The sequence below is a fragment of the Burkholderia sp. PAMC 26561 genome (assembly GCF_001557535.2).
In the GTDB taxonomy this organism is placed as follows: domain Bacteria; phylum Pseudomonadota; class Gammaproteobacteria; order Burkholderiales; family Burkholderiaceae; genus Caballeronia.
On record NZ_CP014306.1, the window covers coordinates 1,824,741 to 1,839,604 of the forward strand.

15 protein-coding genes are annotated in these 14,864 nt (G+C 61.5%); 9 read left to right on the plus strand and 6 right to left on the minus strand.

From position 1 onward, the window contains the following. Window positions 1-46 precede the first annotated feature (46 nt). The 3 genes from AXG89_RS08515 to thiL are packed head-to-tail and all read right to left on the minus strand — an operon-like array spanning window position 47 to window position 2,154. The gene (locus AXG89_RS08515) at window positions 47-547 is read right to left on the minus strand and encodes a CinA family protein (RefSeq protein ID WP_062169210.1); all 501 of its coding nucleotides are present in this window, start codon (window positions 545-547) and stop codon (window positions 47-49) included. Window positions 548-605: 58 nt separating this feature from the next. After that, window positions 606-1,142, minus strand: a complete 537-nt coding sequence (locus AXG89_RS08520) for a phosphatidylglycerophosphatase A family protein (protein WP_236873318.1) — start codon at window positions 1,140-1,142, stop codon at window positions 606-608. After that, complete coding sequence (gene thiL / locus AXG89_RS08525) at window positions 1,132-2,154, minus strand: thiamine-phosphate kinase (RefSeq protein ID WP_062170433.1); 1,023 nt, start codon at window positions 2,152-2,154, stop codon at window positions 1,132-1,134. Before thiL ends, AXG89_RS08520 begins: the two co-directional genes overlap by 11 nt. A gap of 245 nt (window positions 2,155-2,399) precedes the next feature. Here thiL and AXG89_RS08530 point away from each other — a divergent pair, with 245 nt between their 5' ends. From AXG89_RS08530 to AXG89_RS08540, 3 genes are all read left to right on the plus strand, one after another. Beyond that, entirely contained in the window at window positions 2,400-4,706 is a 2,307-nt protein-coding gene (locus AXG89_RS08530; RefSeq protein ID WP_061998499.1) for an NADP-dependent malic enzyme, read from the plus strand. A gap of 637 nt (window positions 4,707-5,343) precedes the next feature. Then, the gene (locus AXG89_RS08535) at window positions 5,344-5,724 is read left to right on the plus strand and encodes a ribonuclease (protein ID WP_082771456.1); all 381 of its coding nucleotides are present in this window, start codon (window positions 5,344-5,346) and stop codon (window positions 5,722-5,724) included. A gap of 5 nt (window positions 5,725-5,729) precedes the next feature. After that, window positions 5,730-6,287: a barstar family protein gene (locus AXG89_RS08540; protein ID WP_062000690.1), complete on the plus strand. Its 558-nt coding sequence runs from the start codon at window positions 5,730-5,732 to the stop codon at window positions 6,285-6,287. Window positions 6,288-6,392: 105 nt separating this feature from the next. On the opposite strand, the gene AXG89_RS08545 is transcribed toward AXG89_RS08540, so the two are convergent. Together AXG89_RS08545 and AXG89_RS08550 are read right to left on the minus strand one after the other, a co-directional pair. Beyond that, window positions 6,393-7,130, minus strand: coding sequence for a 16S rRNA (uracil(1498)-N(3))-methyltransferase (locus AXG89_RS08545; RefSeq protein ID WP_062169212.1), 738 nt, complete (start codon window positions 7,128-7,130; stop codon window positions 6,393-6,395). Between the two features lie 60 nt (window positions 7,131-7,190). Further along, on the minus strand, window positions 7,191-7,604 hold the full coding sequence (locus AXG89_RS08550) for a VOC family protein (protein WP_061998501.1): 414 nt from the start codon (window positions 7,602-7,604) through the stop codon (window positions 7,191-7,193). Window positions 7,605-7,915: 311 nt separating this feature from the next. On the opposite strand from AXG89_RS08550, the gene tkt reads away from it, so the two are divergent. Both tkt and gap read left to right on the plus strand, forming a co-directional pair. After that, window positions 7,916-9,946, plus strand: coding sequence for a transketolase (gene tkt / locus AXG89_RS08555; RefSeq protein ID WP_062169214.1), 2,031 nt, complete (start codon window positions 7,916-7,918; stop codon window positions 9,944-9,946). A gap of 68 nt (window positions 9,947-10,014) precedes the next feature. After that, window positions 10,015-11,025, plus strand: coding sequence for a type I glyceraldehyde-3-phosphate dehydrogenase (gap, locus tag AXG89_RS08560; RefSeq protein WP_061998503.1), 1,011 nt, complete (start codon window positions 10,015-10,017; stop codon window positions 11,023-11,025). A gap of 99 nt (window positions 11,026-11,124) precedes the next feature. Here the strand turns inward: gap and fur are convergent, their stop codons facing one another. After that, on the minus strand, window positions 11,125-11,553 hold the full coding sequence (gene fur / locus AXG89_RS08565; protein ID WP_056356132.1) for a ferric iron uptake transcriptional regulator: 429 nt from the start codon (window positions 11,551-11,553) through the stop codon (window positions 11,125-11,127). 201 nt (window positions 11,554-11,754) lie between these two features. Here fur and bamE point away from each other — a divergent pair, with 201 nt between their 5' ends. From bamE to AXG89_RS08585, 4 genes are all read left to right on the plus strand, one after another. Beyond that, window positions 11,755-12,582: an outer membrane protein assembly factor BamE gene (bamE, locus tag AXG89_RS08570; protein ID WP_062169215.1), complete on the plus strand. Its 828-nt coding sequence runs from the start codon at window positions 11,755-11,757 to the stop codon at window positions 12,580-12,582. A gap of 178 nt (window positions 12,583-12,760) precedes the next feature. Further along, window positions 12,761-13,558, plus strand: a complete 798-nt coding sequence (gene dapB, locus AXG89_RS08575; protein ID WP_062170435.1) for a 4-hydroxy-tetrahydrodipicolinate reductase — start codon at window positions 12,761-12,763, stop codon at window positions 13,556-13,558. Between the two features lie 34 nt (window positions 13,559-13,592). Further along, complete coding sequence (locus AXG89_RS08580; RefSeq protein ID WP_062169217.1) at window positions 13,593-14,297, plus strand: MotA/TolQ/ExbB proton channel family protein; 705 nt, start codon at window positions 13,593-13,595, stop codon at window positions 14,295-14,297. 37 nt (window positions 14,298-14,334) lie between these two features. After that, window positions 14,335-14,760 (plus strand): ExbD/TolR family protein, encoded by a 426-nt coding sequence (locus AXG89_RS08585; RefSeq protein ID WP_062169219.1) that lies wholly within the window; start codon window positions 14,335-14,337, stop codon window positions 14,758-14,760. The last annotated feature ends 104 nt before the right edge of the window (window positions 14,761-14,864 follow it).

Below are 14,864 nucleotides of genomic sequence, written 5' to 3' on the forward strand. Positions count from 1 at the left end.
TGATTCGCGGTTCCGGTTTTTGCCTGTCTAGCCAACATCCGCTTGTTCACCGTTCCCTTCGTTCTAATAGTTCGAGCAGACCGCGCAGCGCATGCGCCGCTGCCTGGGTGCGAATCTGTTCGCGGTCGCCCTTGAACAACTGCGTCTCGACAGAGGTATGCAGCCGGTTGCTCCATGCAAATGAAACCATGCCGACCGGCTTGGTTTCCGTACCGCCGCCCGGACCCGCTACGCCCGTAATGGACAGCGAAACCTGCGCCCGGCTGTTCCTGAGTGCACCTTCTGCCATGGCCTTGGCAACCGGCTCGCTCACCGCGCCGTGACGCTCGATCAGGTCGGCCGGCACGCCGATCATCTCGGTCTTGGCGGCATTCGAATACGTGACGAACCCCCGCTCGAACCACGCGCTGCTGCCGGAAATATCCGTCATCGCAGTCGCGACCATGCCGCCCGTGCACGATTCCGCCGTCGCGAGCATCAGGCGCTCATCACGCAGTTTGTTGCCGGCACGAATGGCGAGCTGGTGGACGACTTTATCGGTGGCCATGATGGGACTCGCTAGTGGGCTGATCGTGTGGGCAGGAGAGAATCGATAACGCGCGGCATCAAATCGTCATGCGCCACAGCGCGATCACGAGCAACGAGAAAAACGCGGCCGCGATGTCATCGAACATGATGCCGAAGCCGCCCTTCAGATGACGATCGAAATAGCTGATGGGCGGCGGTTTAACCATATCGAAGAAGCGGAACACGACAAACGCCCACAACTGTCCGGTGAACGTGGCCGGCGTGACCAGCAGCAACACGAGCCAGAACGCGACGATCTCGTCCCACACGACCGGCGACGGATCCTCGATACCCATTTTCTTCGCCGTGAAGCCGCAGAACCAGCACCCGGCGACGAAGCCCACGGCGATCAGCACGGCCCATTCGGCAACGGTGAGATACGGGTTGAACGCCACGAACGACGCCCACGCGAACAATGTGCCAACGGTGCCGGGCGCAACCGGGGACAAGCCGCTGCCGAAACCCAGCGACAGGATGTGAAGCGGATGCGACAGCATGAAGCGGGCGCTCGTCCGGCGCTTTGGCTTGGGACGCGGTTTGTCGTCGATAGTCTCGGTGATCGGGTCAGTCTGCATGAAAGTGGTCGTAGCCCGATGCCGTAAACGATACGGGACCGGCATGATTGCGCCAGTCGATGGCGGGCGTGTCAGTGAGAGCAGCAAGACCCTCGATTGTACCGATGCGCGTCACGAGCACGCCCACCTGCTTGGCCGAGCGTTGGATTTTTGCGCGCGCCTCGACTGGCGCGGTAAAGCAGAGTTCGTAGTCGTCGCCGCCGGCGAGGACGCACGGCAACTGGGCGGCCGCCGGCAATGCATCGATAACGGGGGAGCGCGGTACGAGATCCACGTCGACGGTCGCGCGCATGTTCGAGCGCTTCAATATGTGCAGGAGGTCGCCCGCGAGGCCGTCGGAGAGATCCAGCGCGGCGTGCGCCACGCCGCGCAACGCAATGCCGAGCGCCACGCGCGGCTCGGGCTGCTCGAGCGCCTTTATCGCGATGGCTGCGCTGGCAGCGTCTTTTATGGACCATTCTTGCCGCTTGATGCCGAGTCCGGCGCGGGCGTTGCCGAGCTGTCCGGATACCCAGATGTCGTCGCCGGGGCGCGCGGCGTCGCGGCGCAACGCGCGTGCGGCAGGAACGTCGCCGAAGACCGTGATGCTGATGGTCACGTGCGGTCCGCCGGTCGTATCGCCGCCGATCAGCTCGCAGCCGTGCGCGTTCGCCATCCGGAAGAGGCCGTCGCTGAACGCCTGGAGCCAGCTTTCCTCGGCTTTGGGCATGGACAACGCAAGCGTGAACGCACGCGGCGCGGCGCCCATTGCGGCCAGGTCCGAGAGGTTCACAGCGAGCGCCTTGTGGCCGAGCGCAAACGGAGAGACATCGGGGAAGAAATGGCGGCCGGAGACAAGCATGTCGGTGGAAATCGCCAGTTGCTGACCGCGCTTGGGCGCGAGCAACGCGCAATCATCGCCGATACCAAGCGTCGCGCCCGCGTCCCTACCCGAGTTTTGAGCCGCCGGTGCGCGGCGCGTGGTCGCGGGTTGGGAGAAATATCGTTCGATCAGGGAAAACTCTGAGAGCATCGGCAGTCCGGCAATGTCGAAAGAGAGATGGAGACGATGCGCCCGCGTTCGTGCGCGTTTCATCTCGATAAAAGGATTTAGCGGCGTAAAGCACCGACAGGCATGTGCTTTCTGCCGCCTTTCGAAGCCTTGTCCGAATGGGCCTCGCGCCGGGAATTGCGGGTATCACCTTCTGGGACGGCCTTTGATTGGCGCTACAATGCGTTCGAACTTCTATTCTAATCTTGCCTAAAGCCCGCCGCCTCATGACCACGCCAGCAGATAACGCCAAAGCCAAACTCCGCGAAGCCGCGCTCGATTACCACGAGTTTCCCACCCCCGGCAAAATCGCGATCGCCCCGACCAAGCAAATGATCAACCAGCGCGATCTGGCGCTGGCCTATTCGCCGGGCGTCGCATTCGCGTGCGAAGAGATCGTTGCGAACCCGCTGAACGCCGCGCGCTTCACCGCGCGCAGCAATCTCGTCGGCGTGGTGACGAACGGCACGGCTGTGCTTGGGCTCGGCAACATCGGGCCGCTCGCGTCGAAGCCGGTCATGGAAGGCAAGGCTGTGCTATTCAAGAAGTTTGCGGGCATCGACGTGTTCGACATCGAGTTGAACGAGATGGACCCCATGAAGCTCGTCGATGTGATCTGCGCGCTCGAACCCACGTTCGGCGGCATCAACCTCGAAGACATCAAGGCGCCGGATTGCTTCATCGTCGAGCGCGAGGCCCGCAAGCGCATGAAGATCCCGGTGTTCCACGACGACCAGCACGGTACGGCCATCGTGGTCGCGGCGGCGATTACCAACGGTCTGGTCGTGGTAGGCAAGAAGATCGATGAAGTGAAACTCGTGGCGTCGGGCGCAGGCGCCGCGTCGCTTGCGTGTCTCGACTTGCTGGTCGAACTCGGCATGAAGCTCGAGAACATCTTCGTGACGGATCTGGCCGGCGTGGTCTACAAGGGCCGAGTGGAACTGATGGACCCGGACAAGGATCGCTTTGCGCGCGAAACGTCCGCACGCACGCTTGCCGACGTCATCGAAGGCGCCGACGTTTTCCTCGGCCTCTCCGCTGGTGGCGTGCTGAAGCAGGACATGGTGAAGGGCATGGCGCCGAAGCCGCTGATTCTCGCGCTCGCCAACCCGACGCCGGAAATCCTGCCGGAACTCGCACTGGAAGTCCGACCGGACGCGGTGCTGGCAACCGGCCGCACGGATTATCCGAACCAGGTCAACAATGTGCTGTGCTTCCCGTTCATCTTCCGCGGTGCGCTGGATGCGGGCGCGAGCACGATCACGCGCGAGATGGAAATTGCCGCCGTGAACGCGATTGCGGAACTGGCGCGTCAGGAACAAAGCGATATCGTGGCGACCGCTTACGGCATCCAGGATCTGTCGTTCGGTCCCGAGTACCTGATTCCGAAGCCTTTCGATCCGCGCCTGATCGTGAAGATCGCGCCGGCGGTTGCCAAGGCGGCCATGGACTCAGGCGTGGCGACGCGTCCTATTGAAGACATGGATGCTTACGAGCAGCACCTGCAGCAGTTCGTGTATCACAGCGGCACGACCATGAAGCCCGTGTTCCAGCTTGCGCGCAGCGTCGAGCCGGACAAGAAGCGCATTGTGTTCGCCGAGGGCGAGGAAGAGCGCGTGTTGCGCGCGGTGCAGATCGCGGTAGACGAGAAGATCGCCAAGCCGATCCTGATCGGACGTCCGGCCGTGATCACGCAACGCATCGCCAAGTACGGTTTGCGTCTGACGCCGGGCGTGGATTTCACCGTGGTAGATACGGATCACGATTCGCGTTATCGCGATTTCTGGCAGACGTATCACACCATGATGGCCAGGAAGGGCATCAGCGCGCAGATGGCGAAGCTCGAAATGCGCCGCCGCACCACGCTGATCGGCTCCATGCTGGTGAAGAAGGGCGAAGCGGACGGCATGATTTGCGGCACGATCAGCACGACGCACCGGCATCTGCATTTCGTCGATCAGGTGATCGGCAAGAAGGCGGGCTGCAGCGTGTACGCGGCCATGAATGCGCTGGTGCTGCCGGGCCGGCAGATCTTCATTGTCGACACGCACGTGAACGTCGACCCGACGCCCGAGCAGCTTTGCGAAATCACGATCATGGCGGCGGAAGAAGTGCGCCGCTTCGGGATCGTGCCGAAGATCGCGCTGCTGTCGCATTCGAACTTCGGCACAAGCAACGCACCATCCGCCATCAAGATGCGCGAGACGCTGGCGCTGCTGAAAGAACGCGCGCCGGAGCTGGATGTGGACGGCGAAATGCACGGCGACGTGGCACTCGACTCGCGGTTGCGCGCCGAAGTGCTGCCGGAATCAACCCTGGAAGGCGATGCAAACCTGCTCGTGCTGCCGAATATCGATGCGGCCAACATCTCGTACAACCTGCTGAAGACGGCCGCCGGTAACAACATCGCCATCGGTCCGATTCTTCTGGGTGCGGCGCAGCCGGTTCACGTGCTTACGGCGTCTGCAACGGTGCGACGGATTGTCAACATGACTGCGTTGCTGGTTGCGGACACGACGGCTGTAGCGCGTTGAAGTAAATCAAGCTCGCGGAAGTTGCGGGATGCGTTGGTAGAAAGGGGTTGCGGAATCGTCGCAATCCCTTTTTTGTTGGGCGACCGAAAATAGACTGTGACTGCTTCAGGCCAAAAAAAAGCGTGCCGGATCGTCCGGCACGCCTCGAGGCATGCAAGGGGATTTGCTTGTCCTCCAAACAGCAGTGGTTCCGATCGTCAGACCGTGAGAGCTTTCCCCAGAGAGGCGACACTGGGTCCACTCCCCAAGCCACGCATGAGAGAATTATTATCCCATCCAAGATAAAAACATCTCAGATCAGTCCGATATTTGATGCCGCCCTAAATTTGATTGCGGCCGGAAAACGCCAGTGGGCCTGCAGCCCGGCCTGACGGCAGGGGACCGGAACTGATTAAAAAACGGGCATCGCCTGAACCAACGTTGATTCCGGCTGTCATTAGCGATACCCTTACGTCTTTCATGGTCGTCAATTTTTGGGGCTTTAAGCGGGATGGGTTTTGTGAAGCGCGCATGGGTTTGTGGTTTCCTGACGGCGCTTTTGGTGGTGCTGAGCGGCTGCGGCAAGAGCGCGCCGGACTCGCCAAGCCCGGGAGGCAACAGTCCCGCAGCAGCGTCGCAGGCCCAGTCGCCGCTCGCAGTGCAGGACAAGAACAGGCCGCAAAGCGATCCGCGCAGAGAGAACAGGCGCGATGCCGCATCAGCGGGTTTGGAGTCGTCACAGACGACTGTCGACGCTGCGCAATTGCCAAAGCAGGCGGTTGTGACGTTACGGCGGATCGAAGCTGGCGGACCTTTCCCGTATGAGAAAGACGGCATTGTGTTTGGCAACCGCGAGCGTATGCTTCCGCCGCATCCGCGCGGCTATTACCGCGAATACACCGTACCTACGCCGCGCGCCCGTGATCGCGGCGCACGCCGGATCGTATGTGGAGGGCCGCGTCGGCAGATCGACAACTGCTTCTACAGCGACGACCATTACGTGAGTTTTAAACGCATTGCGGGATTAACTTCGGGATGAACGGCATGAGCGACAACATCTACGCGCACGACAACGGTGTCGCGGGTGATCTTTTCGCCGGCGATGGCAACATGTTCCAGCGCGTTTTGCGACTCCGCACAACAGACGAAACGAGACCCGACAACGAACCGAGCACGGCGCTGTCATCATTGAACGAGGGGTCTATGAGTCTTTTCAAGACAGTACGATCGAATATCGTGCAGTCGATTCGCGCTTTTCGCGTTCAGGATCTCGCCGACGAAGCGGGCAAGCTCGGCCAGCATTTCCTTTACGCCTACTGTGGTCAGGCGCAGAGCAAGCAGGAAGTGCTCGAAACCATCGCGACGTCCTTCTTGTTTCCCAAGCACTTTGGCAAGAACTACGATGCGCTCTACGACAGCCTGACCGACCTGGTACAGAAAGCCGGATCGCAACCAGGATTCGTGATCGTTCTGGAAGCACTGCCAGTGGCGCAGAAATTCGACAAGGAAGGGCGCGAAACCCTTCTGGACGTGTTTCGTGAAGCGGCGGAGTTCTGGGCGGAGCGACGTGTGGCGTTCAGGGTGTTCTACTCGTTCGCCTGACGCGTTTGCCTGACTCGTTTGCGTGAATTCCGCAGGTTTCATGTCTGACAGATAAGCCGGCCGGCGCCTTTTAGAAGAGGCGCCGGCCGGCTTTTGCGTTCCCAGTCACCATCCGCCCCATTTTGCTGCGAGCGCTGCCAGGACTGCGATGCCGGCCGTCTCCGTGCGAAGAATGCGCGGTCCGAGGCCGAGCGTGGTGAATCCGGCATCGGCGATAGCGGCTTCTTCTGCCGGCGAAAACCCCGCTTCGGGGCCGATTGCGACCGTGACCGGCGAGGTCGGCGCTTTGCCCGGAAGGGAAGCGAAACTCAATTCCGCCCTCGGCGACAACAACAAGCGCAACTCGTCGGTTTCGACGGGCGGCAGGCCATTCAACCATTTGTCGAGATCCAGCGCCGGCGTGACGCCGGGCACGCGATTGCGTCCGCACTGCTCGCACGCGGCGCGCGCCAGAGCCTGCCAATGGCTGTGCCGGCGGATCGCGCGTTCACCGGAAAGCCGCACCACGCCGCGCTCAGTGGTGAGGGGGATTACGGATGCAACGCCCAGTTCCACCGCCTTTTCAATCAGCCAGTCCATCTTGTCGCCGCCTGCCACGCCCTGCGCCAATGTCACGCGATACGGCGTTTCGGCATCGCGTTCGTTGAATGCATCGATGTGCGCGGTCGCCGTGCGCTTGCCGATTTCGAGCAGCCGCGCGCTGTATTCGCCGCCGGTGCCGTCGAACAGGGTGATGGGGTCGTCGGTTTGCAGGCGCAGGACCTGGACGTGCCGGACGACATCGTCTGGCAGCGGCATGATTTCGCCCGCAACGAGCGGGCTGGAAACAAAGAAACGTGGCATGAGAGGGTGCGCCCAAACGCGTGCGGGCGTCCGGCTAGTGATGAAAACGGAGGGTGTCGGTCAGTTCAGGTGCCGGGCGATTGCCCAGCGATACCCATCCGGGTCTTCGAATTGCGCGAACCGGTCGCCCCAGTACTGGTCTTGCGGTTCGATCAGCCCCTTCGCGCCGACGGCAATGGCGCGGCCATAGACGGCATCGACATCATCCACGTACAAGTAGAACGACTGGGGCGCCATCAAGCCCGTGCTTTTCGGTGTTCTTGCGTGCGACCCGTACGCGCCTTCCGGTGCGAACATCAGGATCAACTGTCCGCGATACGTCATCTCGACATGGATCACGGCGCCGTCGTCATTGACGCTGTCGCGTAGTGCAAAGCCTAGCGCCTGCTCATAGAACCCCGTGCTTACGCGAGCATCGCGAACCGTCAGATACGGCGTGAGCCAAGGGACATCGGCGGGGCGGGGGTCGGTCATTTCAAAATCTCCTCGGAGCGCGCTGGTTCATGCATTGTGCCATGGCGGTTGCGGGTTCAAGCCCGGCTTGGCCGCTTTGCGCCCGGATGCCGGATGCAGGTAGCGTGCCCGAGCGCCGGGTCGCAGCCCGTTTTCTTGCGCCCGCTTGAGCGGCCCGGTCGCGCCTGAGTCCCGGAGCCGTCTGCTAGAATGACGGGCTCCCGATCCTCTCCGTTTCTCGTCGCTCCGGTTGCTGAAAACGTGGTTTCGTCGTTCGCCCGGTGCGTCTCCAGAATCATCCCAGGATCTTTTCAGGACCTACCGGACTCGACATGACATCCCCGACTTCCAGCCAGACCACCCTGATGGCCAACGCAATCCGCGCGCTGGCAATGGACGCCGTTCAGCAAGCCAATTCCGGCCATCCCGGCATGCCGATGGGCATGGCGGAAATCGGCGTCGCACTCTGGTCGCGTCACCTGAAGCACAATCCGAGCAACCCGCACTGGGCCGATCGCGACCGTTTTGTTCTGTCGAACGGTCACGGTTCCATGTTGCTGTACTCGTTGCTGCACCTGACCGGCTACGACCTGCCGATCAACGAACTCAAGAATTTCCGTCAACTGCATTCGAAGACGCCGGGCCATCCGGAATACGGCATCACGCCGGGCGTGGAAACCACCACGGGTCCGCTCGGGCAAGGTCTGGCGAATGCTGTCGGCATGGCGCTGGCCGAGGCGCTGCTCGCCGCCGAGTTCAACAAGGACGGCGCGAAGATCGTCGATCACCACACGTACGTGTTCCTTGGCGACGGCTGCATGATGGAAGGCATCTCGCACGAAGCGTGTTCGTTCGCCGGGACGCTCAAGCTGAACAAGCTGATCGCGCTCTACGACGACAACGGCATTTCAATCGATGGCCACGTCGAACACTGGTTCCACGACGACACCCCGAAGCGCTTCGAAGCGTACGGCTGGAACGTGATCCGCGCGGTCGACGGCCATAACGTCGACGCGGTGGACGCTGCTATTGCGCAGGCCAAGAACTCGGACAAGCCGACGCTGATCTGCTGCCGCACGACCATCGGCAAGGGTGCGCCGACCAAGCAAGGCAGTCACGATTCGCACGGCGCGCCGCTGGGTCCGAAGGAAATCGCAGACGCCCGCGCAGGAATGGGCTGGACGTGGGAGCCGTTCGTGATCCCGCAGGAAGTCTATGCAGCGTGGGACGCGAAGGAATCGGGCGCGCGTGCTGAAGCCGAGTGGAACAAGCAATTCGATGCCTACCGCGCGAAACATTCGGCCGAAGCTGCCGAGTTCGTGCGCCGCATGAAAGGCGAATTGCCGGCGACGTGGGCACAGGACGCGAAGAACATCATCGAAGCGGCAAATCAAAAGGGCGAGACCATTGCCACGCGCAAGGCTTCGCAGCAGACGCTGGACGGCCTTGCCGCCGCGTTGCCGGAATTGCTGGGCGGCTCCGCCGACCTGACGGGTTCCAACCTGACGAACTGGAAGGCGTCGAAGGCGGTGCGCGCCGGCGAGACCTCGAACCAGATCCAGTGGGGCAACCACATCAACTACGGCGTGCGCGAATTCGGCATGAGCGCGGCGATCAACGGCATGGTGGTGCATGGCGGGTATCGTCCGTTCGGCGGCACGTTCCTGACGTTCTCGGACTATAGCCGCAACGCGCTGCGAGTCGCCGCGCTGATGAAAGCGCCGTCCATCTTCGTGTTCACGCACGATTCCATCGGTCTGGGCGAAGATGGTCCGACGCACCAGTCAGTCGAACAAACTTCGAGCCTGCGGCTGATTCCGCACTTACACGTATGGCGTCCGGCGGATACCGTCGAGACCGCTGTGGCGTGGACGTCGGCGATCGACTACAAGGGACCGTCGGCCCTGATCTTCACGCGTCAGAACCTGCTGTTCTCGGCACGCAATGACGTGCAGATCGCGAATATTGCAAAGGGTGGCTACGTGCTGCGTGACTGGAACGACGACATTCCCGCGCGCAAGATCATCCTGATCGCCACGGGTTCGGAAGTCGAACTGGCGCTGAAGGCGGCTGAGAAGCTGGCGCAGGAAGGCATCGGCGCACGGATCGTGTCCATGCCGTGTACCAACGTGTTCGATCAGCAGGACGCCGAGTATCGTGAGCGCGTGTTGCCAAAGGGCGTCGTGCGCGTGGCAATCGAAGCCGGCGTGACGGATTTCTGGCGTAAATATGTGGGTCTCGAAGGCGGCGTGGTGGGCATCGATTCGTTTGGCGAATCCGCGCCTGCCGGCGAGCTTTTCAAGTATTTCGGCTTTACCGTCGAGCATGTCGTGGAGACGGCGAAAGCCGCGCTCGCGGGCTGAACGGACGCTTTGACGAGCGGACCGGCAGCAGCGAACTGAACTTTTTTTCAGCCATCAGGAGATAGACCATGACGATTCGCGTTGCAATCAACGGCTACGGCCGGATCGGCCGCAATACGCTGCGCGCCTTGTACGAAAACGGCAAGAAGCATGACATCGAGATCGTTGCCATCAATGATCTCGGCGATGCCAAGACGAACGCGCACCTGACGCAGTACGACACGGCGCACGGCAAGTTCCCGGGCGAAGTATCGGTTGACGGCGACTACCTCGTGGTCAACGGCGACCGCATCCGCGTGCTGGCCAACCGCAATCCGGCCGAACTGCCGTGGGGCGAGCTGAACGTGGACGTGGTGCTGGAATGCACGGGCTTTTTCACGACGAAAGAGAAGGCCAGCGCCCACATCAAGGGCGGCGCGAAGAAGGTCATCATCTCGGCGCCGGGTGGCAAGGACGTCGATGCAACCATCGTTTATGGCGTGAATCATCACGTGCTGAAGGCGTCGGACACGGTGATCTCGAACGCATCGTGCACGACGAACTGTCTCGCACCGCTCGTCAAGCCGCTGAACGACAAGATCGGTCTGGTGAATGGCCTGATGACGACCATTCATGCATACACGAACGACCAGGTCCTGACGGACGTGTATCACGAAGACCTGCGCCGCGCGCGCTCGGCCACGCACAGCCAGATCCCGACGAAGACGGGCGCTGCATCGGCGGTTGGCCTGGTGCTGCCGGAGCTGAACGGCAAGCTGGACGGTTACGCGATTCGCGTGCCGACCATCAATGTGTCGATCGTCGACCTGTCGTTCATTGCCGCACGCGACACGACGGTGGAAGAAGTGAACTCGATCATGAAGGAAGCATCGGAAGGCGCGCTGAAGGGCATTCTGGGCTACAACACGGCGCCGCTGGTCTCGATCGACTTCAACCACAATCCGGCATCGTCCACGTTCGACGCAACGCTCACGAAGGTGTCAGGCCGTCTCGTGAAGGTGTCGAGCTGGTACGACAACGAGTGGGGCTTCTCGAACCGCATGCTGGACACGGCTGTGGCTTTGGCCAATGCGAAGTAAGGCAGCGAAGCTGACGTAAGCACAAAAAAACCGCCGGTTTGCAAGAACCGGCGGTTTTTTATTTCCTGGCATGACAACGCTACAACCGCTGCGAACGGATCAGTTTTTCCTGTGCGGACACTGTTCCTTCGTGCACGTGCCGTAGAGTGCGAGCGCGTGTTCGTGCAGCTTGAACCCGCGTTCTTTTGCGATATCTTGCTGACGGCTTTCAATTTCAGCGTCGAAGAACTCTTCGACCAGGCCGCAGTCAAGACACACCAGGTGGTCATGATGCGAGCCTTCGTTGAGTTCGAACACGGCCTTGCCGGATTCAAAGTTGCTGCGCGACAGCAGCCCTGCTTGCTCGAACTGCGTCAACACGCGGTACACGGTCGCAAGACCGATATCGAGTTCTTCGTGCAACAGGTTGCGATACACATCTTCTGCAGTCAGGTGGCGCACCGGACTATGCTGGAAAATCTCGAGGATCTTGAGCCGGGGCAGGGTTGCCTTCAGCCCGATATTTTTGAGATCGGCGGGATTGGTCATGGCTAGGCATCCCTAGAGTACAATTCAAGGTTCTCATAGTAATGCGTTTTTACCGTTCTGGTCACCATCCGAACGAAATGGCGCGATCTCCGAAAGACTTCGAAACTTCCTGCGCCCATACGGGCAATGGGCCAGGCGAAGGGTGAAATGAAGGGTGAAATGTTTCCAAAATCTTTATCGAATTGCCGGGAGAGCCGTCGTATGCGCGGAACTTTGATTGCTGCCGCCACCATGACCGTCCTGGCCGGGTTGTCCGCTTGTTCCACCTATGACAGCGTCACGCAGAGCATCGCGCAACACATCACGCCGTATCGGATCACGGTCGTGCAGGGGAATTTCGTTTCGGCAGAAGCTGCGGCGCAGATGCAAGTCGGCATGTCGCGCGATCAGGTGAAAACGCTGCTCGGCACGCCGCTGCTCGCGGACATGTTCCACGCGGACCGCTGGGACTATATTTTCTACTTCAAGCGCGGATCGACTTCGGTTGTTCAGCAGCGCGATTTCGTGGTGAATTTCGCCGGCGATCGCGTGGCGAACTGGACGGGTGGCGAGAACCTGCCGTCGAATCTCGAGCTGCTGGCTGAAATCGATGGCGACAAGGGCCGCAAGATTCCCGCAGCGCCGGTTCCGGGCATGGCGAGCGCAGCCGGCGCCAGCGGCGTTCCGGCTACGCCGGCGGCCACGACCGTCTCGGCGCCGGGTGGCGAGCCCAGCACGCAGCCGGATGCATCGAATGCATTCGCCGGCGACGCCAACCAGCAGGCCGCGCAAGCCGCCAACCGTGCAACGGCGGCCGTGGAAGCACCGACCGGACGTACCCGCTCGTCGGCCATGCCGAACGTGCCGGGCAATCCGAGCCTGCCACCGAACGTCAGCGCTGCCGGCAACTCGCAGATTCAGTTGCAGCGGCGTCCGCAGACGGTGACCATTCCGAACAGTGCTGCAGTCGGGCCTGCCGGTACGTCGCCTACGCCGGCAAACACGGATGGACAGGCAACGTTCTACGTACCATCGACGAAAACCAATTAAGCAGCACGGCGGGCGTCTCCTCATTGGCTGTCCCGCCGTTCTCGCCTGATTGCACTATCTCGCAAGCGGCCAACGCGCCGCTTCGACGCTTCTGATGCTTCTGCACGAATTGCTTGTTGCAATATCGGCAACACCACAGCAGCACAACGCCAATACGCTTCATCACGCGAGACACGCCATGAAAATCGCCATCGCCGGTGCATCGGGCCGTATGGGCCGCATGCTGATCGAAACCGTTCTCAATAATCCCGACGTGACCTTGTCCGGCGCGCTCGACCGCGCGGGATCACCGCAGCTCGGCGAGGATGTGGGTACGTTGCTCGGTAAAACCACGGGCGTGGTTCTTACTGACGATATCGAGCAGGTGTTTGCCGCAAGCGATGTGCTGATCGACTTCACGCGTCCCGAAGGCACGCTCGTGCATCTGGAAGCGGCGTTGCGCCATAACGTGAAAATGGTGATCGGCACGACGGGTTTCAGCGATCAGCAGAAAGCGCAATTGCGTGCCGCCGGAGAGAAGATCGGGGTCGTGTTCTCGGCGAACATGAGCGTGGGCGTGAACGTGACGCTCAAGCTGCTGGAATTCGCGGCCAGACACTTCGATAAAGGCTACGACATCGAGATCATCGAGGCGCATCACCGGCACAAGGTCGATGCACCGTCGGGCACCGCCCTGGCAATGGGCGAGACGATCGCCAACGCGCTCGGCCGCGACTTGAAGGAATGCGCGGTGTACGGCCGGGAAGGCGTGACGGGTGAACGCGATCCCTCCACCATCGGTTTCGCTGCGATTCGCGGCGGCGATATTGTCGGCGACCACACGGTGCTGTTCGCGGGCATCGGCGAGCGCGTCGAGATCACGCACAAGTCTTCCAGCCGTTTGTCTTACGCTCAAGGTTCGCTGCGCGCCGCGCAATTCCTGGCGAGCCGGGAACGCGGAATGTTCGACATGCAGGACGTGCTCGGCTTGCGTTGAGCCAGGCTGCAGATCCCTTCGAGGGCCGTGTTCAATGGCAACAACCGGCATCATTCATTATTTGCAGAGCAGCGACGGCATCACACATGGCGTGGCGGGCGTGCTGCTGGCCATGTCGGTGGCGAGCTGGTGTTTTCTGATCGTGAAGGCATGGGTCCTCGTTCGTGCAAAACGCCAGGGGCCGCGCGCCGTACAGCGGTTCTGGCAGGCGGCGACGCTTGCTGACGGCATCGCGGAGTTGAAGAAAGCCGATCGCGAACGCGTGTATTTGCCGCTTGCGATGGCTGCGTGGCGTGCATCGGAGGCGGAAATGCCGGGTGCGTTGATCGCGCATGTCGAACCCGGCGAGCGTGTGTTGCGCGCGCTCAGGCATGCGCTGCTCGCGTCTCAGCGGCGGCTCGAGTTCGGGCAGGTCTTGCTGGCATCGGTGGGAAGTACCGCGCCGTTTGTCGGATTGCTCGGCACTGTCTGGGGCATTTATCACGCGCTCGGCAGCATTGCCGCCAGCGGGCAGGCGATGATCGAAAACGTGGCCGGTCCGGTTGGCGAGGCGCTGATCATGACGGCGTTCGGACTGGTCGTGGCCATTCCGGCCGTGCTTGCGTACAACGTGCTCGGACGGCTGGTGCGGCAAATCTCGGAAGAACTCGATGGCTTCGCGCACGACCTGCACGCTTACACCAACGGCGCGGCGCCGTGCCGGGTGAAGAGCGCGGCCGTTCAGGACCACGTGGCCTGAGCCGAAGCTTCCCAACCGCGAACCGGACGATTACATCATGGCATTCGGCGGACTGGACAAGAAATCGAACGGCGCTCCCATGGCGGAGATCAACATGACGCCGTTGATCGACGTGATGCTGGTGCTGCTCGTGATTTTCATCATCACCGCGCCTTTGTTCACGCACGCAATCCGGCTGGATCTGCCGAAGGTGGCATCGCAGGTCGTGCGCGAGACGCCGGACACGATCACGCTTTCCATCGATGACACCGGCAAGTTCTATTGGAACGACAAACCGGTCGCCTTCGAGGAGATGCAGGCGCAATTCGCGGCCGAAGGCAAGAAAGCGACGCAACCGGAGTTGCATCTAAGGGCATCGGCGGCGACGCGTTATGACGTGATCGCACGGGTGATGGGCGCCGCGCAAAGCGCGGGCTTGAGCAAGATCGGCTTTGTGACGGAGCCTGCGAAGCCCACGCACTGAGAGAATCCGGGCTTGTGAGGCGAGCCGGTCACCCAAAGGCGCGCCTCGCCAGAACCCTTCGCCTCAACGGTATAATCGCGCTTTGGCCGCGCGGGCGGCCTCCA